The 22,118-nt window shown below is 70.3% G+C and carries 25 protein-coding genes; 7 read left to right on the forward strand and 18 right to left on the reverse strand.

What is annotated here, in order from left to right; all coding sequences use genetic code 11:
* Window positions 1–454: 454 nt before the first annotated feature.
* The 3 genes from FL583_RS33175 to mshA form a co-directional block, all read right to left on the reverse strand.
* Window positions 455–1,576, reverse strand: coding sequence for an MFS transporter (locus tag FL583_RS33175; protein WP_170323997.1), 1,122 nt, complete (start codon window positions 1,574–1,576; stop codon window positions 455–457).
* Window positions 1,577–1,718: 142 nt separating this feature from the next.
* Window positions 1,719–2,210, reverse strand: a complete 492-nt coding sequence (locus FL583_RS33180; RefSeq protein ID WP_142708842.1) for a type III secretion system chaperone family protein — start codon at window positions 2,208–2,210, stop codon at window positions 1,719–1,721.
* A gap of 9 nt (window positions 2,211–2,219) precedes the next feature.
* On the reverse strand, window positions 2,220–3,509 hold the full coding sequence (gene mshA, locus FL583_RS33185) for a D-inositol-3-phosphate glycosyltransferase (protein ID WP_240746892.1): 1,290 nt from the start codon (window positions 3,507–3,509) through the stop codon (window positions 2,220–2,222).
* A gap of 162 nt (window positions 3,510–3,671) precedes the next feature.
* Here mshA and FL583_RS33190 point away from each other — a divergent pair, with 162 nt between their 5' ends.
* The 3 genes from FL583_RS33190 (at window position 3,672) to FL583_RS33200 (ending at window position 6,050) form a co-directional block, all read left to right on the forward strand.
* The gene (locus FL583_RS33190; RefSeq protein WP_142708843.1) at window positions 3,672–4,430 is read left to right on the forward strand and encodes an SDR family oxidoreductase; all 759 of its coding nucleotides are present in this window, start codon (window positions 3,672–3,674) and stop codon (window positions 4,428–4,430) included.
* The gene (locus FL583_RS33195; RefSeq protein ID WP_142708844.1) at window positions 4,427–5,209 is read left to right on the forward strand and encodes a class I SAM-dependent methyltransferase; all 783 of its coding nucleotides are present in this window, start codon (window positions 4,427–4,429) and stop codon (window positions 5,207–5,209) included. Before FL583_RS33190 ends, FL583_RS33195 begins: the two co-directional genes overlap by 4 nt.
* A gap of 76 nt (window positions 5,210–5,285) precedes the next feature.
* A complete protein-coding gene (locus FL583_RS33200; RefSeq protein WP_142708845.1) occupies window positions 5,286–6,050 on the forward strand; it encodes a maleylpyruvate isomerase N-terminal domain-containing protein in 765 nt (254 codons plus the stop codon).
* On the opposite strand, the gene FL583_RS33205 is transcribed toward FL583_RS33200, so the two are convergent.
* Genes FL583_RS33205 through FL583_RS33215 form a run of 3 tightly spaced genes read right to left on the reverse strand, consistent with a single transcriptional unit; the run spans window position 6,047 to window position 7,558 of the window.
* Window positions 6,047–6,382, reverse strand: coding sequence for a DMT family transporter (locus FL583_RS33205; protein ID WP_142708846.1), 336 nt, complete (start codon window positions 6,380–6,382; stop codon window positions 6,047–6,049). The genes FL583_RS33200 and FL583_RS33205 overlap by 4 nt on opposite strands.
* Window positions 6,379–7,098 carry an alanyl-tRNA editing protein gene (locus FL583_RS33210; RefSeq protein ID WP_142708847.1) on the reverse strand — a complete coding sequence of 240 codons (720 nt, stop codon included), beginning with the start codon at window positions 7,096–7,098 and terminating at the stop codon, window positions 6,379–6,381. Before FL583_RS33210 ends, FL583_RS33205 begins: the two co-directional genes overlap by 4 nt.
* A 4-nt stretch (window positions 7,099–7,102) precedes the next feature.
* On the reverse strand, window positions 7,103–7,558 hold the full coding sequence (locus FL583_RS33215) for an Lrp/AsnC family transcriptional regulator (RefSeq protein ID WP_142708848.1): 456 nt from the start codon (window positions 7,556–7,558) through the stop codon (window positions 7,103–7,105).
* A gap of 78 nt (window positions 7,559–7,636) precedes the next feature.
* Between FL583_RS33215 and FL583_RS33220 the strand changes: the two genes are divergently transcribed.
* Window positions 7,637–8,644 (forward strand): Glu/Leu/Phe/Val dehydrogenase dimerization domain-containing protein, encoded by a 1,008-nt coding sequence (locus tag FL583_RS33220; protein ID WP_142708849.1) that lies wholly within the window; start codon window positions 7,637–7,639, stop codon window positions 8,642–8,644.
* Here FL583_RS33220 and FL583_RS33225 read toward each other — a convergent pair.
* From FL583_RS33225 to FL583_RS33240, 4 genes are all read right to left on the reverse strand, one after another.
* Entirely contained in the window at window positions 8,625–9,338 is a 714-nt protein-coding gene (locus FL583_RS33225) for an alpha/beta fold hydrolase (protein ID WP_205752691.1), read from the reverse strand. The two genes, FL583_RS33220 and FL583_RS33225, sit on opposite strands and share 20 nt — an antisense overlap.
* Before the next feature lie 29 nt (window positions 9,339–9,367).
* The gene (locus FL583_RS33230; RefSeq protein WP_142708851.1) at window positions 9,368–9,670 is read right to left on the reverse strand and encodes a DUF2516 family protein; all 303 of its coding nucleotides are present in this window, start codon (window positions 9,668–9,670) and stop codon (window positions 9,368–9,370) included.
* 47 nt (window positions 9,671–9,717) lie between these two features.
* Window positions 9,718–10,563 (reverse strand): DUF4352 domain-containing protein, encoded by an 846-nt coding sequence (locus tag FL583_RS33235; protein ID WP_142708852.1) that lies wholly within the window; start codon window positions 10,561–10,563, stop codon window positions 9,718–9,720.
* Window positions 10,564–10,650: 87 nt separating this feature from the next.
* A complete protein-coding gene (locus FL583_RS33240) occupies window positions 10,651–12,324 on the reverse strand; it encodes an EAL domain-containing protein (RefSeq protein ID WP_142708853.1) in 1,674 nt (557 codons plus the stop codon).
* 200 nt (window positions 12,325–12,524) lie between these two features.
* Here FL583_RS33240 and FL583_RS33245 point away from each other — a divergent pair, with 200 nt between their 5' ends.
* The 3 genes from FL583_RS33245 (at window position 12,525) to FL583_RS33255 (ending at window position 14,800) form a co-directional block, all read left to right on the forward strand.
* Window positions 12,525–13,151 carry a DUF47 domain-containing protein gene (locus tag FL583_RS33245; protein ID WP_142708854.1) on the forward strand — a complete coding sequence of 209 codons (627 nt, stop codon included), beginning with the start codon at window positions 12,525–12,527 and terminating at the stop codon, window positions 13,149–13,151.
* A gap of 3 nt (window positions 13,152–13,154) precedes the next feature.
* On the forward strand, window positions 13,155–14,150 hold the full coding sequence (locus tag FL583_RS33250) for an inorganic phosphate transporter (RefSeq protein WP_142708855.1): 996 nt from the start codon (window positions 13,155–13,157) through the stop codon (window positions 14,148–14,150).
* A 71-nt stretch (window positions 14,151–14,221) separates the two neighbouring features.
* Complete coding sequence (locus FL583_RS33255; RefSeq protein ID WP_142708856.1) at window positions 14,222–14,800, forward strand: Uma2 family endonuclease; 579 nt, start codon at window positions 14,222–14,224, stop codon at window positions 14,798–14,800.
* Here the strand turns inward: FL583_RS33255 and phoU (FL583_RS33260) are convergent.
* The 8 genes from phoU (FL583_RS33260) to FL583_RS33295 all read right to left on the reverse strand — a co-directional run bounded on the left by phoU (FL583_RS33260) (window position 14,797) and on the right by FL583_RS33295 (window position 22,116).
* Window positions 14,797–15,477, reverse strand: a complete 681-nt coding sequence (gene phoU / locus FL583_RS33260; RefSeq protein ID WP_276611658.1) for a phosphate signaling complex protein PhoU — start codon at window positions 15,475–15,477, stop codon at window positions 14,797–14,799. The genes FL583_RS33255 and phoU (FL583_RS33260) overlap by 4 nt on opposite strands.
* A 54-nt stretch (window positions 15,478–15,531) precedes the next feature.
* Window positions 15,532–16,164 carry a phosphate signaling complex protein PhoU gene (gene phoU, locus FL583_RS33265; protein ID WP_170323998.1) on the reverse strand — a complete coding sequence of 211 codons (633 nt, stop codon included), beginning with the start codon at window positions 16,162–16,164 and terminating at the stop codon, window positions 15,532–15,534.
* A gap of 26 nt (window positions 16,165–16,190) precedes the next feature.
* A complete protein-coding gene (pstB, locus tag FL583_RS33270; RefSeq protein WP_142708859.1) occupies window positions 16,191–16,967 on the reverse strand; it encodes a phosphate ABC transporter ATP-binding protein PstB in 777 nt (258 codons plus the stop codon).
* Window positions 16,968–17,003: 36 nt separating this feature from the next.
* Window positions 17,004–18,095: a phosphate ABC transporter permease PstA gene (gene pstA, locus FL583_RS33275; protein WP_142708860.1), complete on the reverse strand. Its 1,092-nt coding sequence runs from the start codon at window positions 18,093–18,095 to the stop codon at window positions 17,004–17,006.
* A gap of 2 nt (window positions 18,096–18,097) precedes the next feature.
* Window positions 18,098–19,117: a phosphate ABC transporter permease subunit PstC gene (pstC, locus tag FL583_RS33280; protein WP_142708861.1), complete on the reverse strand. Its 1,020-nt coding sequence runs from the start codon at window positions 19,115–19,117 to the stop codon at window positions 18,098–18,100.
* A 94-nt stretch (window positions 19,118–19,211) separates the two neighbouring features.
* Window positions 19,212–20,312 (reverse strand): phosphate ABC transporter substrate-binding protein PstS, encoded by a 1,101-nt coding sequence (gene pstS, locus FL583_RS33285; RefSeq protein WP_142708862.1) that lies wholly within the window; start codon window positions 20,310–20,312, stop codon window positions 19,212–19,214.
* A 287-nt stretch (window positions 20,313–20,599) separates the two neighbouring features.
* On the reverse strand, window positions 20,600–21,190 hold the full coding sequence (locus FL583_RS33290; protein ID WP_240746897.1) for a prepilin peptidase: 591 nt from the start codon (window positions 21,188–21,190) through the stop codon (window positions 20,600–20,602).
* A 5-nt stretch (window positions 21,191–21,195) separates the two neighbouring features.
* Window positions 21,196–22,116, reverse strand: coding sequence for a type II secretion system F family protein (locus FL583_RS33295; RefSeq protein ID WP_142708863.1), 921 nt, complete (start codon window positions 22,114–22,116; stop codon window positions 21,196–21,198).
* Between the last annotated feature and the right edge of the window lie 2 nt (window positions 22,117–22,118).

The raw sequence follows: 22,118 nt of genomic DNA on the forward strand, positions 1-22,118 counted from the left end.
ACGGGCTGCGCCGACGAGGCCGCGGCCGGCCGGCCGGGGCCCGACGACCAGCCCAGCTGCGCCAGCGGCAACGTCGACGGACCGGACTGCGGCGGATACGGCCCGGCCGGCGGGACCCGAGCCGCCCCACTCACCGGCGCCGAAGGGACCCGGGCGGCGCCGGTTGCGCGTTCGGGCCGGCCAGCTCGACCGTCGGAAGGGTTGGGCTGACCGTTCACGATGCTCCCCGCTTCACCGGCAGGGCACACCGACCACCGTTGCCCCGTCAGGCGCGATCGTAGGCAGCCGACGCCGCACCCAAATCCCGCTTCGAACCCGCAAAAGGGGTCAGAAGTCAGCCCGGCGCTCCGAAACTTTAGGCACTACCTAAGCGGGCGTTAAGAAAGTTCACAGAATCGCGATTCGGTTCCGACCCTTGGTGGATTGACTAGGAATCATCCCGGTATGCAACCGATCAATTCGTCGATGCCGCCTCTGCCGGTTCCTCCCCAACGTCGTCCCGCTCCGCCGGTGCCGCAGCCGCGACCGGCCGCCGAGGCAAAAACATGAACGCGACGATCGCGCCGAGCCACGCCACCAGCGCCGCCCCCACCGCGGTCACGTGCATGGCGTCCACGAAAGAGTCCTTGGCCGACTCGACCAGGGCCAGCGCGTCGCGCGGGGCGGAAGCCGCCAACCGACCCGCGGCCTCCAGCGCGCCGCCGATCGACTCCCCGGCGCCGTCGCGGGCGGCCGAAGGCAGCACGTCGACCGCGTCGCCGAGGTTCGTCCGGTAGGACGCCGAGAGCAGCGACCCCATGATCGCGACGCCGAGCGCCCCACCGACCATCCGCACGGTGTTGTTCACGGCCGAGCCCGCCCCGGCCCGAGCCCGCGGCACCGCGGACATGACCGCCTCGGTGGCCGGCGCCATCGCGTTACCCATCCCGAAGCCGAGCGCGAACACGACGATCTCGATGACCCAGATCGGCGTGTCCCGGCCGACGAACGAGTACGCCCCCAGCGCGAACCCGACCAGCGTCATCCCGAACGCGACGACGACCCGGGTACCGAATCGGGCCGCCATCTTCGCCGATCGGGGCGCGGCCAGCGCGATCCCCACCGCGACCGGCACGACGAGCAGACCGGCCTCCAGCGGCGAGTAGTCACGCACCGCCTGCCAGAAGTAGGCCAGGAAGAACGTGGCGCCCTGCATCGCGAAGAAGACCAGCCCGATACTGGCCGCCCCGGCCGAGAACGCCGCGTTCTTGAACAGCGTGACGTCCAGCGACGGATGGCTGCTGCGCGCCTCGACGATCACGAACAGCGCGACCAACGCGATGCCGCCGAGCACCGGCCCGAGCACGGCCGGCGAGCCCCAGTCGTTCGTTTCGCCGCCGTGGATGATGCCGTAGACCAGCAGCGACAGGCCGGCGATCGAGAGGAGCACGCCGAACGGGTCGATCCGGCCCGGCGACGGGTCCTTCGACTCCGGCACGATCAGCGCGATCGCGACCACCCCGACGATCACGAACGGGACGTTGACCAGGAAGACCGAGCCCCACCAGAAGTGCTCCAGCAGCAGCCCGCCGGTCACCGGCCCATCAGCGCCCGGGTGCCGATCAGCTGGCCCGGCGTCGAAGCGAACGCCGAGGCAGCCAGCGGCGCCGATGCACGGTCTCTTGGTCCACGGGCGATATTCTTGCACGCCGCAACTTTTTAGTTGCGTGAGGCAAAGATCACTCGGGAGCGCCGGCCCAGTCGGAGAAGGCCTCCAGGTTGGCGAGCGACTCGCCGCGCTTCACGCGCCAGGCCCACTCACGCCGGATCGCGGTCGGAAACCCGATCTCGAGCATCCGGTTGAAGCTCCCGTCCGAGTACTCCAGCACCGACCCCAGCAGCCGATCCAGCTCGTCTTCGTTGACCGACGTCAGCGACACCCGGCCGGTGAGGAACACGTCACCGGCCTTGTCGATGCTGAACGCCACCCCGTACATCCGCGCGTTCCTCGTCAAGAGGTACGCGTACAGCTCGGCCTGGTTCTCGTCCGGGTGACGCATGACGAACGCCTCGATGCGCAGCGCGTGGTCGCCGATCACCAGGTTCGCCAGCGTCTTCTGCTTGCGCGTCCCGGGCAGCGTGACGACGAAGTCGCCGCCGGGCGTCCGGTCGTACTCGACGTCCCGCTCCTTCAGGTACGCCTCGACCACCGCGACCAGGTCGTCCTTCATCAGACCTCCTCAGACCGGCGCCAGATGACCCGAGCGGGAACGCATTGCGGCACGGTACCCGTCCAGAAGTCCGTCCGCAGTGTGCTGCCAGGAGAACCGGGCCGCATGGCGCACGCCACCGCGACCGAGCGCCGCGCGGTAGCGCGGCTCGGCGATCAGTCGGCGCAGGACGGTCGCGTAGTCGGCCGGGTCGTGCGACGGGACCAGGATGCCGGACCGGCCGTCGGCCACCGCAGTCGGTAAACCGCCGACCGCCGCCGCGACCACCGGCGTTCCGCACGCCTGCGCCTCGACCGCCACCAGCCCGAACGACTCGTTGTGGCTCGGCACGACCGTGACGTCCGCGGCCCGGTAGAGCTGACCCAGCTCGTCCGGCGGCAGCGGCTTCAGGAACCGCACCAGGTCGCTGACCCCGAGGACCGAGGCCAGCCGCCGCAGAGCGGCCGGCTCCCCCATCCCGTTCCCGCTCGCCCCACCGCACACGACGACGGTCAACGAGCGGCGCAGCGCGGGGTCGGCGGCGACCAGGTCGGCGGCCGCGCGAACCAGGATGTCCGGGGCCTTGAGCGGCTGGATCCGCCCGACGAACAGCAGCACGGTGCCGTCCTCCGGCAGCCCGAACCGGCGCCGGGCGACCCGCCGGTCACCGGGCTGGAACCGCCCGAGATCGACGCCGGGCGACACCGTCGTCACGCGGGCCGGGTCGGCGCCGTAGAGGTCGACGAGCTGCCCGGCCTCGGCCGGGGTGTTGGCCACCAGCAGGTCGGAGTCGGCGACCACCTGCTCCTCGCCGAGCACGCGCCCGGCCGGCTCCGGCCTGTCACCAGCCGCCAGCGCGGCGTTCTTCACCTTGGCCAGCGTGTGCGCGGAGTGCACGAGCGGGACGCCCCAGCGCATCCGGGCCAGGCTGCCGACCTGGCCGGACAGCCAGTAGTGCGAGTGCACGAGGTCGTACCAGCCCGGTTCCTGGTGCGCCTCGGCCTCGAGCACGGCCCCGGAGAACGCGCACAGCTGGCCGGGCAGCTCGTCCCGGGGCAGGCCCTCGTACGGACCCGCGGGCACGTGCCGGACCAGCACCCCCGGCGCCATCTCGACGACCGGCGGCAGGTCGGACGACGTCGCCCGGGTGAAGATCTCGATCTCGACGCCCGCGGCCGCGAGCCGCCGGGACACCTCGGCGACGTAGACGTTCATCCCGCCCGCGTCGCCGGTTCCTGGTTGGTCTAGCGGAGAGGTATGGAGGGTGATCGTCGCTACCCGACGAGGCAACCGCCCGCGATTGCGGGTCGACAACGACACCCGTAACTCCCCTCCACGAGGTAGAACCGCCAGGAAAGAACGTCGTCGGTCATCCCCGAACCCGAGCCTACGTAACACTCCCGACTTCAACTATCTTCCAGCGAACGCTCGGGTCCGAGACATGCGGCGCTCCGGTCCGAGACATGCGGCACTATCGGGGGCATGAGCAACCCCCGTCCGGTCGCGGTCGTCACCGGCGCCAGCAGCGGTATCGGAGCAGCGAGCGCCCGGCGCCTCGCGGCCGAAGGTTTCCAGGTGGTCCTGGGGGCCCGTCGGCGCGACCGGCTCGACGAGCTGGCGAAGGAACTCGACGGTGTCGCGGTGACTCTCGACGTCACCGACGAGGCCTCGGTGACCGCGTTCGCGGAGGCCGTCGAGGCCCTCCCCGGACCGCTGAAAGTGCTGGTCAACAACGCCGGTGGGGCCCGCGGGCAGGAGCCGATCGAGGTCACCGACCCGGCCGACTGGCAGTGGATGTACGAGGTCAACGTCATCGGCACGCTGCGCGTCACGAAGGCGCTGCTGCCCGCGCTGAAGGCGGCCGACGACGCGATCGTCGTGCTGATGTCGTCCACCGCCGGGCACGGCGTCTACGAGGGTGGCGCCGGCTACACCGGGGCCAAGCACGCGATCAACGCGTTCTCCGAGACCCTGCGTCTGGAGCTCAACGGGCTGCCGATTCGGGTGACCGAAATCGCACCGGGGATGGTGAAGACCGACGAGTTCTCGGTGACCCGGTTCAAGGGCGACCAGGCCCGGGCCGACAAGGTCTACGAGGGCGTGGCCGAGCCGCTCACCGCCGACGACATCGCCGACATCGTCGGCTGGACCGTCACCCGGCCCAAGCACGTCGACATCGACCTGGTCGTCGTCCGGCCGGTCGCCCAGGCGTCGAACTACAAGGTCTCCCGGAAGGCATGAGGCTCGCCGCGGGGCGTGCCCGGGCGCTGGGCCTGCCCACCCGCGGCACCACCAACCCCAACCGGCTGCGCCGGATGGACCGCTGGCTGGTCGACGCGCTGCGGGCCACGCCCCCGGCGCTGGTGGTCGACCTCGGGTACGGCTCGTCGCCGGTCACGACCGTCGAGCTCTACGCCCGCTTGCGGACGATCGATCCGGACGTCCGGGTGGTGGGCCTGGAACTCGACGCCACCCGGGTGGAGGCGGCCGAGCGTGCCGCCGATCCGCCCGGGTTGACGTTCCGGCGGGGCGGGTTCGAGCTGGCCGGGCTCCGTCCCGGCGTCGTCCGGGCCGCCAACGTCCTGCGCCAGTACGACGAGAAGGCCGCCGCGGCCGCCTGGACGACGCTGCGGCAGAACCTCGCACCCGACGGCCTGCTGATCGACGGGACCTGCGACGAGCTCGGCCGGATCGGCGGCTGGGTCGCGGTCGGCCCGGAAGGGCCGCGCACGCTGACGTTCGCGGTCCGGCTGGCGTCGCTGGACCGGCCCTCCACGCTGGCCGAGCGCCTGCCCAAGGCCCTGATCCACCGGAACGTGCCGGGCGAGCGCGTGCACGCGCTGCTGACCGCGTTCGACGCGGCCTGGGACGCGGCCGCCCCGCTGGCGCCGTTCGGCCCGCGCCAGCGCTGGGTCGGGGCGGTGACCCGGCTGCGCGACGAGGGCTGGCCGGTGCTGGGGACGCCTCGGCGGTGGCGACTCGGGGAGATGACGCTCCCGTGGGAGGCGGTAGCCCCGTAACACTCCGCGCCCCCGAACAGCGGACGCCCTAGGCTTGGGCGCAACGAATCCGATCACCACGGACAGGACGCGACTCATGAGCGAGAGCCGCCCGGACGCGGAGTTCTGGCTGGACAGCCTGCGGCGCGAAGGCGCCGCCTTCCGCGCGGCGGTGACACCCGAGACGCTGGCGTCGCCGGTCCCCTCCTGTCCCGGGTGGACGGTGGCGGACCTGGTGGCCCACGTCGGAGCGGTGTACCGGCGGCACGCCGCACACGTGGTCCGCGGGGTGACCACGCAGCCGGAAGGACAGATCGACCCGGGCGCCGCGCCCGCGGGCCCGGCGGTGATCGAGTGGTGGGACGAGTCGTTCCGGCTCATCCTGGCCGCGTTGGACTCCACCGACCCGGCCGCGCCGGCCTGGAACTGGTCCATCCAGGAGCAGGTCGCGCGGTTCTGGTTCCGGCGGATGGCCCACGAGACCGCGGTGCACCGCTGGGACGCCCAGCTCGGCGCCGGCGCCGCCCTGACCGAGCCGATCGACGCCCCGCTGGCCGTCGACGGTATCGACGAGCGGCTCGACACGTACCTGGCCGGCAAGCACGACTGGCCCGACGACACGCCCCGGGGCGTCATCACGCTGCGCGCCACCGACGCCGACGGCCACTGGGCCGTGCGGATGCGTGGCGTCGGCATCTCGTTGCTCGACACCGGGACCGTGTTCGACGACGAGCCGCACGCCCAGGCCGCGGTGACCGGCACCGCGAGCGACCTGGAGCTGGCGCTCTGGGGCCGGGTGCCGCTCGCAGTCCTCACCGTCGAGGGCAACCCGGCCCTCCCCGAGGCCCTGTTCAACGCCTAGGACGAGTGGGCGGCGCCGCTCAGGTTGACCAGCACGACGCCGGCGATGATCAGCAGGATGCCGGCGATCGCCGGTAGCCCGAGTTTGTCGCCGAACGCCAACCACCCGATGATCGCGATCAGGCCGGTACCCACCCCGGCCCAGACCGCGTAGGCGGTGCCGATGCCCAGGCCCTGTTTCAGGGCCTGGGAGAGCCCGAAGAACGACCAGCCGTACCCGAGCACGACGACGATGCTCGCCCACAGCACCGTGAACCCGTGCGACGCCTTGAGCGCGCTGGTCGCGATCACCTCGGCGATGATCGCGGAGCCCAGCCAGATCCAGACGCTCACGCGAGCCGCAGCCGCACGCGGCGGAAGCCCTTGCCCTTGTTCTCGATCTTCGCCACCGTGATGTGCCCGATCTGCTTGGTCGACGCCACGTGCGTCCCGCCGTCGGCCTGCGCGTCCAGGCCGACGATGTCCACCACCCGCACCTCGGTGAGCTCCGGCGGCACCAGGTTCGTCGCGGTGCGGATGATGTCGGGGATCGCGAACGCCTCGTCGCTGGGCAGCACCCTGACCTCGACCGGGCGGTCGGCGGCCACCTCCAGGTTCACCGCGTCCTCGATCGTCTGCTTGAACCCGGGCGGGACCTCGGGCAGGTTGAAGTCCATCCGGGCCTCGCCCGGCTCCATGTTGCCGCCGGTGACCAGCGCGCCGAAGTCCCGGAACACGACGCCGCAGAGCACGTGCAGGCCGGAGTGCGTGCGCATGAGCAGCGTCCGGCGGTCGTCGTCGAGCGCGCCCCGGACCGCGGTGCCGACCGGCGGCACCGGGTCGCCCTCGGCCGGGATCAGGTACAGGTCGTCGCCCTTCCGGGTACCGGCGATACGGGTCTGGGTGCCGCCCCAGAGCAGCGTCCCGTGGTCCGGCGGCTGGCCTCCGCCGCCCGGGTAGAACGCCGAGCGGTCGAGGACGATCCCCTGCTCGGGATCGACGTGCAGCACGGTGGCGTCCCACTCGCGGAGCGTCGGATCGAGGAGGTCGAGTCGGTGGGTGTGCGCCATGCCGTCACGGTAGTCGTGACACGACGGGGTTCGACGTGTGCTGGTAGATCACCGAGGTGTTGAAGCCGACGACCTCCCGCCGCACGGTGATCCGATCCATCAGGAACGTGTGCATCGCGTCCACGTCCGGCACCGCGACGTGCAGCAGGATGTCTTGCGGGCCGGTCACCACGTACACCGAGAGCACCTCTGGCAGCCCGGCCGTGTAGCTCTTGAAGTTCTGGATGACCTCCCGGTTCAGGGGCCTGAGCTGCACCGAGATCAGCGCCTGCACCGTGCGGTTCAGCGCGGCCAGGTCGACGGCCGCGTGGAAACCGGTGAGCACGCCGGCCGCGCGCAGCGCCCGGACCCGCTCCAAGCACGTGGAGGGCGCGAGGCCGACCGCGGCGGCCAGTTCACGGTTGGTCTGCCGAGCATCCCGCTGCAGATGCGCCAGGATCGCCGAATCAATGTCGTCCATGCCCGGCATTCTCGCGCCGCCGCCGAATTTCATTCGGGTGCGGCTCATACCAGCCAGAGGAACATCTACTTTCGCGGCATGTTCACGCATGAGGAACTGCACGTCACTGCGGGTCGTCGGTCCGGGGTCCCGATCGCTCTCGCCATTCACTCGACCGCACTGGGGCAGGCGCTCGGCGGCTGCCGGATCTGGCACTACGCGGACTGGCGGGACGGCGTCGAGGACGCGCTGCGCCTGTCGTCCGCGATGACCGCCAAGAACGCGCTGGCCGGCCTGGCCAACGGAGGTGGCAAGACGGTGGCCGTGCTGCCGCCGGCCGCGCGTCCGGACCGGCGTGAGCTGCTGCTCGACGTCGGCGACGCGGTGGCCGCGCTGGGCGGCCGGTACGGCACCGGCCCGGACGTCGGGAGTTCGTCCGACGACATGACCGTGATCGGCGAGCGCACGTCGCACGTGTTCTGCCGTCCGGTCGCGGACGGGGGCAGCGGCAGCTCGTCCCCCGGCACGGCCGCCGGGGTGATCGCGGCGCTGCGCGCCACGGTCCCGGACCTCGCGTCCGGCCGGTTCGCCGTCGTCGGCCTCGGCTCGGTCGGCGCCGACGTCGCCCGCCGGCTCGCTGCGGCCGGGGCCCGGTTGACCGTGTCCGACGTCCGTCCCGACGCCAAAGCCCTGGCCGACGAGTTGGGAGCGGATTGGGCGTCGCCCGACGAAGCTCTGACCGCCGAGGGCGACGTGCTGGTGCCGGCCGCGCTCGGGGGCGTGCTCACCGCGGACCTGGTGCCGTCGCTGCGGTGCCGGGCGATCGTCGGGCCGGCGAACAACCAGCTCGCGTCGCCGGACGTGGCGGGGTTGCTGCACGAGCGGGGCATTCGCTGGGCTCCCGATTACGTGGTCAGTGCCGGCGGGATCATCCACGCGGTGGCCACCGAGCTCTACCGCGAGGCTCCCGAGGTGGTGGAGGCTCGGATCGAGGGCATCGGCGACACGCTCACCCGGGTCTACGACCTGGCCGATGCCCAGCACCTGACCCCGGCGGCCGCCGCCGAGCAGCTGGTCGCCGAGCGCCTCACCGGAGGAACTCGCTGATCCGGCGGCGGAGATCGGACCGTTGGTTCCAGAGGACTCCGGGGGCTCCATAAATGTGCAACTCGGCGTTCGGCAACGCGTCCGCCAGATGCTCGGCGACCGACTCGGGGTGGAGCGGATCGCCCTGGCAGCCCAGCACCAGGGCCGGCGCTTCGACCGCGCGCAGCGCGTCCGGAGAAGGCAGGACGGTCAGCGTGGGCAGGCGGCGGAGCGCCTCGACCAGGCCCGGCCGGCGGAGCGCCTCGACCCGCTGCCGGACGTAGGCCCGCGCCGCGGGGGTCCCGACGGAGGCCTCCGGGACCTCGAGCGTGACGACGGCGGCCAGCCGGTCGAGGTCGCCGTCGTCGAGCGCGGCGGCCAGCGCGGCGAACCGGTCGCGGGCGTCGGCCGGCCGGGGGCGGTCGAGGGCCGCGGGCAGGAAGAACACCAGCCGCTCGAAGCGGCCCGGCCGGTCGGCGACCAGCCGGGTCAGCGCACCCGCGCCGAGGCTGGTGCCGAGCGCCCGGGTGGCCCGGTGCTCATCCGCGACGGTCTCGAGGTCGTCGGCGAGGTCGCGGTAGGTCCAGCCGGGCGGGAGCGGCTCGGACGCACCGTGGCCGCGGAACGAGAAGAAGACGCGGGTGCCGCGGACGCCCGAGCCGAGCGGCCGGGCATCGGCGATGCTGCCGCCGAGACCGTGCGCGAACACGGTCACCGGCTCGCCCTGGCCGGTGACCAGGCGTTCTACCAGCTCCTACCGCCGTTGCTGATCTCGCGGATGCGCGGACGCACGTCGAGCAGGTACACCAGCGCGGCGATCAGCGCGATCATCGCGAACAGCATGCCGAACGCGTAGAACAGCAGCGACGCGAGCATGGTGCCGCCGATCAGCGCCAGCCAGACGCCCTTCTGCAGCGTCTCGACGGCCGGGAACGCCTCGGCCTTCTGCATCAGGGCATGCACGAACGCCCAGGCCTCCAGCGCGAGGCTGACGACCAGAACCACCACGTTGATGGCCCCGATGACTTGACCTACCCATCCACCCACGGTTCCAGCCTACGGGAGTGCGCTAGGTAAGGGGTGATGACCCGGTCTCACTTGAGTGAAAACTGCAGTTCGTCGTCCCAGTCGCCGGCCGGGTTCATCTTCAGCGTGGCCGGGACCTGGCCGGTGGCGACGTCGAACGCGATGATGCCGGTCGCGGTCTTGCCCTGGTAGATGTTCTCGAACAGGGCCAGGTTGTCGTCCGGGTTGGCCTTGAACGAGAACAGGTCCATCAAGTACTCGCCGCCGTTCTCGTCGATCATCTTGATGCTCGACTGGCGGGGCTTGATCGCGGCCTTGCCGACGTTCTCGAACTTCAGGTCGATCAGGCACCACTGGCCCTGGCGCGGCTCGTACGTCGTGTAGCCGCTGCCGATCGACTTGACGCCGCACTGCGGCTTCGCGGTGACCGTGATGATGAGGTCGGCCTGCCGGACCGGCTTGCCGATCGTGCCGCGGTCGCCGGCCGGGACGGTGGAGTCGGCCGAGGGCGCGCTGCTCGCCGGCGCCTCGCCGGTGGTGGCCGACGTCGGACCGTCGCTGGAGGCGACCGTCGGGTCGTCGGACGAGCCGCGGTTGGAGACGTAGACGGCCGCGATGACGCCGCCGGCGATCATGACCAGCACCGCGACCGCGATGATCGCGCCGACGATGAGTCCGACCGGGCGGTTCGGCGGCGGGGTGGGCGGAGCGCCGTAGGAACTCGGGCCGTACTCCGCGGAGGCCCCGTAGCCGGGGGGCGCGGATTCCGGCGGCGAGCCGTAGGCCGGGGGTGTGGAGTCCGGGGGCGGGCCGTAGGCCGGGCCGCCGTAGCCGGGGCCGCCGTAGCTGGGAGCGCCGGCGCCGGAGCCGGGGGGCCCGTAGGCGGGAGGTCCGTACCCGGGCGGCTGTGCCATTCGAGAAACTCCATCATCGGGCGTTCACACGTGACCGCAGCATCCAACCACGGTCCCGCCACCCGACGCGGTGGCCTTGAGACTCCGTTAAGCCTGGCTGAAGTCGCTGCTCGCGCTGAGCACCGGCCTGCTCGCGTACTGCACTCGAACGCCCGGTTCGCCGTGGGTCGCGGCCACCCAGGCGGTGCCGCCGAGCGCGTGCGCATGACGCATCAGCTCGGCCAGCCGCTCGGACAGCCCGGCCGCGTCGGCCCCGGCGGTGGGCGGGCAGTCCAGCGTCCCGATCGTGAGGTCGACCGGGCGTCCGTACCGGTCTTCCGGACGGGACTCCAGCAGCGAACGGATCGCCCGCTCGGCCGCCATCCGGTCGGTGAGGAGCACGAACGCCCCCGACCCGAAGTGGCCGAGCCAACTGCCCCCGATGTAGCTCGCGACCCGGCGCAGCACCGCGGCCGACTCGACGACCAGCGCGTTGCCGGCCAGGAAGCCGTCGGCCTCGAGGACGGCCTGCCGGTCGACCTCGATCCAGCTGATCGCCGCACCACCCGGCTCGCGGACCCGGCGTCGGACGTTGTCCTCGACGACCTTGCCGCTGGGCAGTTCGGTCAGCGGGTCGAGCGAGATCGCGACGTCGACCTGGTTGCGCTGCACGGCGGTGAGCAGGTCGGCGACCCGGACGATGCCGACGCACCGGCCGGTGCGGTCGGCCACCACGATGTCGTCGTAGACGCGGCTGCGCGACCGGGACGTGACCATCCGGATCGCGTCGGAGACCGGGGTGTCGGGACCCATCAACTTCGGCCGGACCGCGTGCTGCAGTACGCCCCGGCGGGCGTGCAGCGCGTGCCCGAACGGCCCGCTGGCCGCCAGCATGAACGTGCCCCGCGGAATGACGCCCGCGACCTTGCCGGCCTCGTCGATCAGGATGACCGTGAGCAGGTCCTCGTCCATGCCGAAGAGGTCGCGGATCTCGTCGCCGGACGAGTCGGCGGGCGCGACCATCGCGCGCCGGAGCAGCTCCCGGAGGGTCTGGGCCTCGCCCGGCTCCTCCTCGTCGGCCGCCTTGAGCGGCTGGTCCTGGGCCAGCAGCGGCGGCACCGAGACGACGTCGCTCCAGGCGCTGTCGGGCTCGCCGAAGAACGCGCCCTGGCCGTAGCCGACGCCGAGCGAGCGCAAGGTGGACACCGTGGCGGCGCTGTCGACGCCGGCCGCCATCAGCGTCGCGCCGAGCTTGCGGGCGAACAGCACGACGGCCTCGACCAGCGCCGTCGCCTCGGGGTACTCCCCCACCGCGCTGACGACCGTGCGGTGCAGCTTGATGACTTGCGGGTGGATCGAGGCCAGCACGGAGAGTGACCCGTGGTAGGCGCCGACCTCGTCGATGCCGATCGCGAACCCGTGCCGGCGGAGCGCGGCGCAGCGGCGGCGCAGGCTGACCACGTCGACCATGCAGTCGCGCTCGGCCAGCTGGATCGTCACCGTGTCGGGCGCGCGACGCGTTTCCGCGCACCGCTGGGCGAGCAGGTCCGGTAACCCCGCATCGCGCAGCAGCGCGCCGGCGTGGAGGGGCAGGTGGAGTGGGGTCGGTAGTCCCGCGGCCAGGTCGAGCAGCCGGAGGGCGCGTAGGGCGTCAGGGTCGACACCTGGCGCGGCCGGTGGGAGGGAGCCCCATCCCAGCGACACCTCGTGAGCCGGTACGCGTCCGCTGAAGAGGTCGACGATCGGCTGGTAGCCGATGTCCGCCAGAGCGTCGGAATGCATGGTTGCTTCCCGCACGCGGTCAAGTATTCAGTCACATCCGCGACTCGGCCATACCCTCTGAGCAGCGGTTAGTGCTGTTCACCGGAAGTTCACGACCCCCGAATGGGGGTATGTGATCCGGGTCACCGGATTTGGTCGCTCGCACGAGTACACATCAGCATCAACATGTTGCCGACACCTCCCATTCACCAGGGGTTCACGTGCGCTTTCGCCTCCGCCCCACCGAGACCGCGTTCTACGGCTTCTTCAGCCAGGCCGCCGACAATCTGGTCAAGGGCGCGGACATCCTCGGTGAGCTGAGCCTGTCCGACCCGGACTTCCAGTCGATCTCGGACCGGCTCCAGGACATCGAGCACGCCAACGACGACGTGACGCACGCGCTGCTCCGAAAGCTGAACTCGACGTTCGTGACGCCGTTCGACCGGGAGGACATCTACCGCCTCGGGTCGCTGCTCGACGACGTCATGGACCACATGGAGGGGGCGGGCAACCTCCTGTACCTGTACGGGCTGTCACAGCTGCCCGCGCTGCCCCGCGAGATGCACGAGCTGATCTCGACGCTCGGCCGGGCCGCCGCGCTGACCGCGGCGGCGATGCCCCGGCTGCAGGCGCTGCAGGACCTCGAGGCGTACTGGATCGAGGCCAACGAGATCGAGAACGAGGGCGACCACGCGTACCGGATGCTGCTCGTCCGGCTGTTCAGCGGCGAGTACGACACGTTGACCGTGATGAAGCTCAAGGAGGTCGCGGACGAGCTCGAGGCCGCCGCCGACGCGTTCGAGCACGTCGCGAACACGGTCGAGACCATCGCGGTCAAGGAGTCCTGACCGGTGGATCTGCTCCCGGTCCTGGCGATCATCGCGATCGCGCTGGCGTTCGACTACACCAACGGCTTCCACGACGCGGCGAACGCGATCGCGACGTCCGTCTCCACCCGGGCCCTGACGCCCCGGGCCGCGCTGATCATGGCCGCGGTCGCGAACCTGGCCGGTGCGTTGCTGGGCACCGAGGTCGCGAAGACCGTCGGCGAGGGGATCGTGGCGGCGCCGTCCGGTGGGGAGGGGCTGCTGCTGGTGTTCTGCGCGCTGTTCGGCGCGATCGTGTGGAACCTGATCACCTGGTACTTCGGGCTGCCGTCGTCGTCGTCGCACGCGTTGATCGGCGGGTTGGTCGGGGCGGCGCTGTCGTCGGACGCGGTCGTGAAGTGGGCGGGCGTGGTCGACAAGGTCGTCATTCCGATGGTGGTGTCGCCGATCGTCGGGTTCGGGCTCGGGTACCTGCTGATGCTGGGCCTGCTGTGGGCGTTCCGGCGGGCGCATCCGGCCCGGGTCAGCCGGGGCTTCCGGTACGCGCAGACGGTGTCGGCCGCGGCGATGGCGCTCGGGCACGGTCTGCAGGATGCCCAGAAGACGATGGGCGTGATCGTGCTGGCGCTGGTCGTCGGGGGGTATCACACCGGGTTCGACGTGCCGCTGTGGGTGATTCTGGCGGTGGCGCTGGCGCTGGCGGCCGGGACGTACTCGGGCGGGTGGCGGATCATGCGGACGCTCGGCCGGCGGATCATCCACCTCGATCCGCCGCGGGGTTTCGCGGCCGAGACCGCGGCGGCCGCGGTGCTGTACACGACCGCGTACGTGTTCAAGGTCCCGATCTCGACGACGCACACGATCACGGCGTCGGTGATGGGGGTGGGGGCGACGAAGCGGTTGTCGGCGGTGCGGTGGGGGGTGGCGACGAACATCGTCACGGCCTGGGTGCTCACCATCCCCGCCGCTGCCCTGGTAGCCGCCGCCCTGGAGTCGGTCCTCCACGCCTTGATGTTCTAGTACACACGAGTAGACGAGTGGTGTTAACCTAGCGGCGCCGGTTGCTATCGTGGTCGCGAGGAGGAGTCGACATGATCGCGCTGCCGTATCACTGGCCCCAGCCGTCGTCCGGCGTCTGGACCCTTCGTGATGTCGAACGCCTCCCCGAAGGCTCCCGGGTCGAGGTCATCGATGGAGCGCTGACCGTGACTCCAAGCCCCCTCCCCATCCATAACCGGATCATTCGTCACCTGGCCACCATGCTGGGACCGCAGCTGCCGGTCGAGTGGCAGGTCGAGCAGGAGATCGACGTCCTGCTCGAGCTGGAGCCGCTGGACTACGTCGCGCCCGACATCGTGGTGTTCCGGGCGGAGGTTCCGCTGACTACCCGGCCCATGCCGGCCGAGCAGATCGCGCTGGTTGCGGAGGTGGTCTCACCGAGTTCTCGGCGCCAGGACCGCGGCGCCAAGCCAATCGCCTACGCGGACGCCGGTATCCCTCACTACTGGCGAGTCGAGCCCGAGCCACTGACCGTGCACGTTTTCAGCGAGCCCGGAGATGGCGGCTACCAGGCCGAGCAGGTCTTCACCGGGCGGTTGAACATCGACGCGCCGTTTCCGGTCGAGATCGATCTCGACGAGTTGGGCCGGGCGAAGTTCAAGCGGTACTAGATCGGTTCCTTGGGGAGTTCTCCGGTGACCAGGTAGACGACTCCGTCGGCGATGGAGACGGCGTGGTCGGCGAAGCGCTCGTAATAGCGGCCCAGCAGGGCCACGTCGATGGCGGCTTCGACCCCGTACGGCCACTCGTCGAGCAGGGTACGGAACAGCGTCCGGCGCAGGCCGTCCATCGCGTCGTCGTCGATCGCGAGCCGCCCGGCGTCGGCGGCGTCAGTGGACTGCAGCACCGCCTCGGCGCCCCGCGCCATCCGCACCGCCATGTCCCCCATCTGCCGGAACAGAGGGAACAGCTGATCGGGCACCGCGTACCCCGGGTGCCGCCGCACCGCGACCTTCGCGACGTGATGGGCCAGCGACCCCATCCGATCGATGTCCCCACCGACCTTGATCGCCATCACCATCGTCCGCAGGTCACTGGCGACCGGCTGCTGCAGCGCCAGCACCTCGTACGTCCGGTCCTCGACGGCCCGCCGAGCGCCGTCGAGTTGCGACGCCAGCGCGGACACCCCGTCGGCGACGTCGAGGTCGGCACCGAGCAGCGCCACGGTCGCCCGCTCCATCGCGGTCGCCGCGGTGTCGGTCATATCGGCCAGCGCACCCCGGATTGCGTCCAGCTGGCCGCGAAAGCCCTCGCGCACGTGCTTACCCCTGTCGTTTTGCCGGAACATACCCCGAGCCCGGCCCGCTGAACGCGGACCGGGCTCGGTATACCAAAGCAACGACTACTCGGTCGGCACGCCCGTCACCAGGAACACCACGGCCTCGCCGATGGCCACCGCGTGGTCGGCGAACCGCTCGTAGTAACGACCGAGCAGGGCCGCGTCGGCCGCGGCCTCGGCGCCGTGCTCCCAGTCGCCGGCGATCTGGCGGAACAGCTCCAGACGGAGCCGGTCGACCGTGTCGTCGTCGGTGGCCAGGCGCTCGGCGTCGGCCGTGTCCCGGGACCGCAGCACGGCCCCGGCGTCGATCGCCATCTGCTGGGCGACCTCACCCATCTGCCGGAAGATCGGCGCCAGCGCCTCGGGGACGCTGGAGCCGCGCTGCGCGGTCTCGGCGATGTGCGCCGCCAGCGAGCCCATCCGCTCGACGTCGGCGCCCAGCTTGACCACGGTCACCACGACACGCAGGTCCGACGCCACCGGCGCCTGCAGCGCCAGCAGGTCGTAGGCGTTGTTCTCCAGTTCGGACACGCGCTTGTGCAGGGAGTCGTTCAACTCCTGCGCGCGCTGAGCGGCGGTGACGTCCGCTTCGAGCAGAGCGACGGTGGCCTGCTCGATCGCCCCGGCCGCGGTGTCCGCTAAATCGGCCAGAGTGGACTCGGCCGACGCCAGGGCCTGGCGGAATTCGGTACGCACGAAAGTCTCCTCGTCAGACTGCGGGATCAGCCGAAGCGGCCGGTGATGTAGTCCTCGGTGCGCTTGTCGGAGGGGTTGGTGAAGATCTTCTGGGTGTCGTCCATCTCCACGAGCTTGCCGGGCTTGCCGACCGCGGAGAGGTTGAAGAACCCGGTCCGCTCGCTGACGCGGGCGGCCTGCTGCATGTTGTGCGTGACGATCACGATCGTGTAGTCGGTCTTCAGCTGCTGGATCAGGTCCTCGATCGCCAGCGTCGAGATCGGGTCCAGCGCCGAGCACGGCTCGTCCATCAGCAGGACGTCGGGCTCGACCGCGATCGCCCGGGCGATGCACAGACGCTGCTGCTGACCACCGGAGAGGCCGGAGCCGGGCTTCTTGAGCCGGTCCTTGACCTCGTTCCACAGGTTCGCGCCCTGGAGCGACTTCTCGACCTTGTCGTCCAGCTCGCTCTTCTTCTGCCGGCCCTGCAGCTTGAGGCCGGCGATGACGTTGTCGTAGATCGACATCGTCGGGAACGGGTTCGGACGCTGGAACACCATGCCGATCGTCCGGCGGACGTTCACCGGGTCGACGGAGTTGCCGTAGATGTCCTCGCCCTCGAGCAGCACCTTGCCCTCGACCCGGGCACCGGGGATGACCTCGTGCATGCGGTTGAGCGTGCGGAGCACGGTGGACTTACCGCAGCCCGACGGGCCGATGAACGCGGTGACCGACCGCGGCTCGATCGACATCGACACGCCCTCGACCGCGAGGAAGCTGCCGTAGTAAATGTTCAGGTCCTTGACTTCGAGTCCCTTGGACATGATTCAGAGCCTTTCGACGAGGGGTGTGTGCGGGACTCAGCCGCGGGCCCGGGTGAACCGCCCGACGAACCGGGCGAGCAGGTTGAAGATCATGATGATCGCGATCAGCGTGACCGCCGCGCCCCAGGCGCGGGCGGTGCCCGGCGCGTTCGGGTTACCGGCCGCCGCACCCAGCTGCGAGTAGATGAACGTCGGCAGCGTGGCCATGGGGTTCGCCGCGTCGCCGCTGGAGAACGGGTCGAAGTTGATCTTGGCCTGCGTGCCGACGAGCAGCAGGAGCGGCGCGGTCTCACCCATCGCCCGGGCGATGGCCAGCATCACGCCGGTGACGATGCCGCTGAACGCGGTCGGCAGGACGATCCGCACGATCGTCTTCCACTTCGGAACGCCGAGCGCGTAGGAGGCCTCGCGCAGCTCCATCGGCACCAGGCGCAGGATCTCCTCGGTCGACCGGACGATGACCGGCAGCATCAGGATCACCAGCGAGAGCGCGCCGGCGAACCCGGACTTCTGGAAGCCCAGCGTCAAGAGCCAGAACGTGAAGATGAACAGGCCGGCGACGATCGACGGGATACCGGTCATGACGTCGACGAAGAAGCTGACGATCCGCGCGAACCGCTTCCCGTCGCCGTACTCGACCAGGTACACCGCGGTCAGCACGCCGATCGGGATCGCGAAGACCGCGGCGATACCGGTGACGATCAGCGTGCCGATGATCGCGTGGTACGCCCCACCGCCGAAGCTGTCCGGGCTGATCGTGAACATCGAGTGGGTGAGGAAGTCACCGTCGATGACGCCGAGGCCCTTGGCCAGCGTGTAGTAGATGATCGAGATCAGCGGCGCCATCGCCAGCACGAACGTCGAGTAGACGAACGTCGAGAACAACCGGTCGACGGCCTGACGGCGGCCCTCGACGGCGAAGCTCGCGCCGGTGAGCAGTACGACGAACAGCAGCGCGGCCAGCACGGCGAACCGGGCCTTGTTGAAGCTGTCACCGGTCAGCGAGAAGATCACCGCGCTGATCACGATCGCGCCGACGGCGATGGCCCACGGCGACCAGTTGGGCAGCTTCTGCCCGCGGAGGTCGCTCTCGTTCACTTCCGACGGGGAAGCCTGGAGAGTAGCCATGATCAGGCCTCCTTCTTGCGACGCACGATCAGCTGGGAGAGCGAGTTCACGACGAGCGTGATGACGAACAGGCAGAGACCGGACGCGATGAGCGCGCTCGTGCCGATGTCACCGGCCTCGTCGTACTTGTTCGCGATGTTCGACGCGAACGTCACGCCGCCGTTCTCCAGGATGTGGAAGTTGATGTTGTAGGCGCTGGCCAGAATGATCGTCACGGCCAGCGTCTCGCCGAGCGCGCGGCCCAGGCCCAGGATCGCGGCCGACGTCATGCCGGCGCGGCCGAACGGCAGCACCGAGAGCCGGATCATTTCCCAGCGGGTCGCCCCGAGCGCCAGCGCACCCTCCACGTGCGCCGGCGGCACCTGCCGGAAGACCTCGCGGGTGATCGCCGCGATGATCGGCAGGATCATCACCGCGAGCACGATGCCGACCGTGAAGTCCGACCGGTTGCCGGGGATGCCGGTCGGCCGGTAGTCGAACAGCGGGATCCAGCCCAGGTACCGGTCGAGGAAGTCCGACAGCCCGGTCATGTTCGGCACGAGGAAGAACAGACCCCAGAGGCCGTAGACGACCGACGGCACCGCGGCCAGCAGGTCGACCAGGTAGCCGAGCGTCTGCGACAGCCGGCGCGGGGCGTAGAACGTGATGAAGAGTGCGATGCCGATCGCGACCGGGACCGCGATGATCATCGCGATCAGACCGGTCATCAGCGTGTGGAACGTCAGCGCCGCGATACCGAACGACGACGCGCCGCCCGGCTCGCTGGGGTCGGGGTTCCAGTCCTTCGTCGTGAAGAAGTTCGAGTCGTTGCTGGTGAAGGCGTCGACCGACTTGTAGACCAGGAACACCGCGATCGCGGCCATGATGGCCAGCAGGATCGCGCCGGCGCCGGTCGAGACGAACTTGAACACCGCGTCGCCACCACGGGTCGACTTCTGTCCACCCAGGCCGGTCGGCTTTTCGGGGGTCGGCCGGTCGGTGGGTCGGGTGACGGTGGCTGGTTGCGTGGAGGGGTCAGCCATGACGACTTCCTTGAGACGAAGGAACAAGAAACCCGGTTACATGCCCGAGCCGGGCGAGGACACAGAGGTCCTCACCCGGCCCAGGACTGCGCAATCAGGCGATGGCGGCCGCGGCGGCCTGCGCCTTGGTGAGGACCTCGCTCGGGAGCTTCGAGTAACCGGCGTCCGCGGCAGCGGTCTGGCCGGCGTCGCTCAGGATGTAGCTGAGGAAGCCCTTGGTCAGCTTGACCTGGTCGGCCGAGAGACCCTTCTCGCAGGTGATCTCGTAGGTGACCAGAACGGCCGGGTAGGCGCCGGCGTCCTTGAGCCCGTAGTTCAGCTTGAGCTTCAGGTTGTTGCCCTGGAAGTCCTGGGTGGCGGCGGCGATGGCCTTGCCGACGGTGTCGTCGGAGATCTCGACCGCGCCGTTACCGGTGTCGATACCGGCCGACTTCAGGTTGTTCTTCTTGGCGTCCGGCGCGTCGACGTAGGCGATCGAGCCGTCCTTGCCGGTCAGCGCCGAGACGACACCGGCCGAGTCGGGGGCACCGGTACCGGTCTTGCCCTTCCAGCCCTTGCCCGTGCCGAGCTTCCAGGTCTCCGGCGTCTGCGCGTCGAGGAACTTGGTGAAGTTGTCGGTGGTGCCCGAGTCCTTCGACCGGAAGACGACCGAGATCGCGGTCGCCGGGAGCTTCGCGCCCGAGTTGGTCTTGGCGATCGCCGGGTCGTTCCAGGTGGTGATCTGGCCCTGGAAGATCTTGGAGATCGTCGCCGGGTCGAGCGCCAGCTTGTCGACGCCGTTCACGTTGAAGACGATCGCGACGGCGGTCGCGATGCCCGGGATGTTGATGGCCTTGCCGGTCTTGCAGCGCGCGTCAGCGGCGGGCTGCTCGTCGTCCTTCAGCGAGGAGTCCGAGCCGGCGAAAGCGACCTTGCCCGCGGTGAAGTCCTTGACGCCCGCGCCGGAACCGGTCGGGCTGTAGTTGATCTGAGCGCCACATTCCTTCGCGTAGGCCGTGGTCCACGCGTTCATGGCGGTACCCTGCGCGGACGAGCCGGACGCCGCGATCTGGCCCTCGGCGCAGTTCGGGTTGGCGCTCGAGCTCGAGCCGGACGAGCTCGCGGTGTCGTCGGTGTTGTCCGAACCACAGGCCGAAATGGCGAGCAGGCTGGCAAGCGCAATCCCGGCGATGGCGCCAGTGCGGTGCAGCTTCACGTTGCTAGTCCCTCCAGGGGGTTACTGCCCAGTCCTCTGGGGCCGGCTACTGAGCCGGTCGACTCGGAACGCTAGGTAGCGAAGGTGACGCGCTCCCCGGGCCCAAATGAACGTGGGGTGAACTCCACTGGTGATGGAATTAACCGTCTCTGCACAGCTCAGTGGCCATTAGGTGAACGAGATCACGCCCAGCGATCACGATCCTGTATCGGCCGGATCGAAGTCACGATGAGTAATAATGGACAAATCGCCACCGTCGTGCGCGGGTCGCCGCGATTCGCTGCAGTTTAGCCCCCGAAAAGCACTATTGCGCAAAGGGCCCCCAGTAGCATTGCGGGACCGTGGGGAAGTTGGTCGGTGCGACCTACTTTACGAAGTGCGAGCAGCGCCACACCGACGATTCCGTTGATGAAGAAGCCCGCCGCGATGCCGAGCATCGTCACGATCCCGCCCCACCAGCCCAGCGTCAGCCCAAGCGAGCCCGCGAGTTTGACGTCGCCCATGCCCAGACCGGCCGGCGAGGCGAACGCGAGGACGAAGTAGCAGGCGCAGGCCGCGAGCCCGCAGACGACGGCCCAGCCGAGCCGTCGCCAGTCCCCGGCCGCGGCCAGCAGGACCAGCACGCCGACGACGGCGGCCGCGGTCAACCGGTTCGGCAGCCGCTGCACGGCCAGGTCGACGAAGACCAGCGCGACGCCGATCAGCACCAGCCACCCGACGGCGAGCAGCGGCCAGCCGCGCAGCACCAGCGCGACGAGGGCGAGCGACGCCGCGGCCAGGGCCTCCACCGAGCCGAGCCGCGGCCCCGGCACCCCGTACCGGCGGATCTCCCGGCGCAGCAACGGCGAGGCCAACAGCCCGGCCAGCCCGGCCAGCACGACGATCAAAACGCGCTGAACGTCTTGGCGATGTTCACCGCGGCCGGGCCCATGATGATCATGAACAGCGCCGGGAAGATGCAGAAGACGATCGGCATCAGGATCTTCACCGGCACCTTCTGGGCCGCTTCCTCGGCCCGCTGACGGCGCTGCAGCCGCATCTCGTGCGCCTGCTCGCGCAGCACGCCGGCGATCGGGATACCGCGGTCGCTGGCCTGCACGACGGCCCGGACGAACGTGTGGATCTCGGTGACCGTCGTCCGCGCGGCCAGCGCGCGCAGCGCTTCCGACCGTGACCGGCCCAGCTGCAACTCCTGCAGCACCCGGACGATCTCCCGGATGAACGGTCCGCGGCCGTTCTGGGCCACCTGGGCCAGCGCGGCGTCGAACCCGAGCCCGGCCTCGACGCTGATCACCAGCGTGTCGAGGACGTCGGTCAGCGTCCGCTGCAGGTTCTGCTGGTGCTTCTGGCCGGCGTTGTAGACGAGCAGGTTCGGCAGGAGGAACCCGCCGACCCCGCCGAGGATCAGGCCGAGCACGGCCCCGCTGCCCCCGCCGAACGCCGATCCGAAGTACAGCCCGACGAAGAGGCCGCCGATCATCGCGCCCCCCTTCGCGGCGACGATCCGCTCGATCGGCCATTCCGGCGGGTTACCGGCGAACGAGAGCTGCTTGGTCAGCCGGGCCTCGGAGTTCGGCAGCATCAGCGCCTTGCCGACGACCCCGCACCGACGCCGGGCGACGATCCGGGCCCGCTCGACGAGCGAGCGCTGCCCGACCGGCACCGCGCCCCGGCGGACCATCTCGAACGCCTCGAGCGAGCGCAGCAGCTTCTCGCCCGGACGCAGCGTCACGGTCAGCGACCAGGCCATCGTCATGACCGCGGCGAGGATGGCCGCCAGCGACAGGATCAGTACGAACGCCACGG

The sequence above is a fragment of the Cryptosporangium phraense genome (genome assembly GCF_006912135.1).
Classification (GTDB): Bacteria; Actinomycetota; Actinomycetes; order Mycobacteriales; family Cryptosporangiaceae; genus Cryptosporangium; species Cryptosporangium phraense.

Excerpts from the sequence above, each read along its gene's own strand:
- FL583_RS33180 (WP_142708842.1), bottom strand. The coding sequence starts at position 2,210 with ATGAAGGACGACCTGGTCGCGGTGGTCGAGGCGTACCTGAAGGAGCGG.
- FL583_RS33190 (WP_142708843.1), top strand. The coding sequence starts at position 3,672 with ATGAGCAACCCCCGTCCGGTCGCGGTCGTCACCGGCGCCAGCAGCGGT.
- FL583_RS33195 (WP_142708844.1), top strand. The coding sequence starts at position 4,427 with ATGAGGCTCGCCGCGGGGCGTGCCCGGGCGCTGGGCCTGCCCACCCGC.
- FL583_RS33200 (WP_142708845.1), top strand. The coding sequence starts at position 5,286 with ATGAGCGAGAGCCGCCCGGACGCGGAGTTCTGGCTGGACAGCCTGCGG.
- FL583_RS33210 (WP_142708847.1), bottom strand. The coding sequence starts at position 7,098 with ATGGCGCACACCCACCGACTCGACCTCCTCGATCCGACGCTCCGCGAG.
- FL583_RS33215 (WP_142708848.1), bottom strand. The coding sequence starts at position 7,558 with ATGGACGACATTGATTCGGCGATCCTGGCGCATCTGCAGCGGGATGCT.
- FL583_RS33220 (WP_142708849.1), top strand. The coding sequence starts at position 7,637 with ATGTTCACGCATGAGGAACTGCACGTCACTGCGGGTCGTCGGTCCGGG.
- FL583_RS33235 (WP_142708852.1), bottom strand. The coding sequence starts at position 10,563 with ATGGCACAGCCGCCCGGGTACGGACCTCCCGCCTACGGGCCCCCCGGC.
- FL583_RS33240 (WP_142708853.1), bottom strand. The coding sequence starts at position 12,324 with ATGCATTCCGACGCTCTGGCGGACATCGGCTACCAGCCGATCGTCGAC.
- FL583_RS33255 (WP_142708856.1), top strand. The coding sequence starts at position 14,222 with ATGATCGCGCTGCCGTATCACTGGCCCCAGCCGTCGTCCGGCGTCTGG.
- phoU (WP_276611658.1), bottom strand. The coding sequence starts at position 15,477 with ATGTTCCGGCAAAACGACAGGGGTAAGCACGTGCGCGAGGGCTTTCGC.
- pstB (WP_142708859.1), bottom strand. The coding sequence starts at position 16,967 with ATGTCCAAGGGACTCGAAGTCAAGGACCTGAACATTTACTACGGCAGC.
- pstA (WP_142708860.1), bottom strand. The coding sequence starts at position 18,095 with ATGGCTACTCTCCAGGCTTCCCCGTCGGAAGTGAACGAGAGCGACCTC.
- pstC (WP_142708861.1), bottom strand. The coding sequence starts at position 19,117 with ATGGCTGACCCCTCCACGCAACCAGCCACCGTCACCCGACCCACCGAC.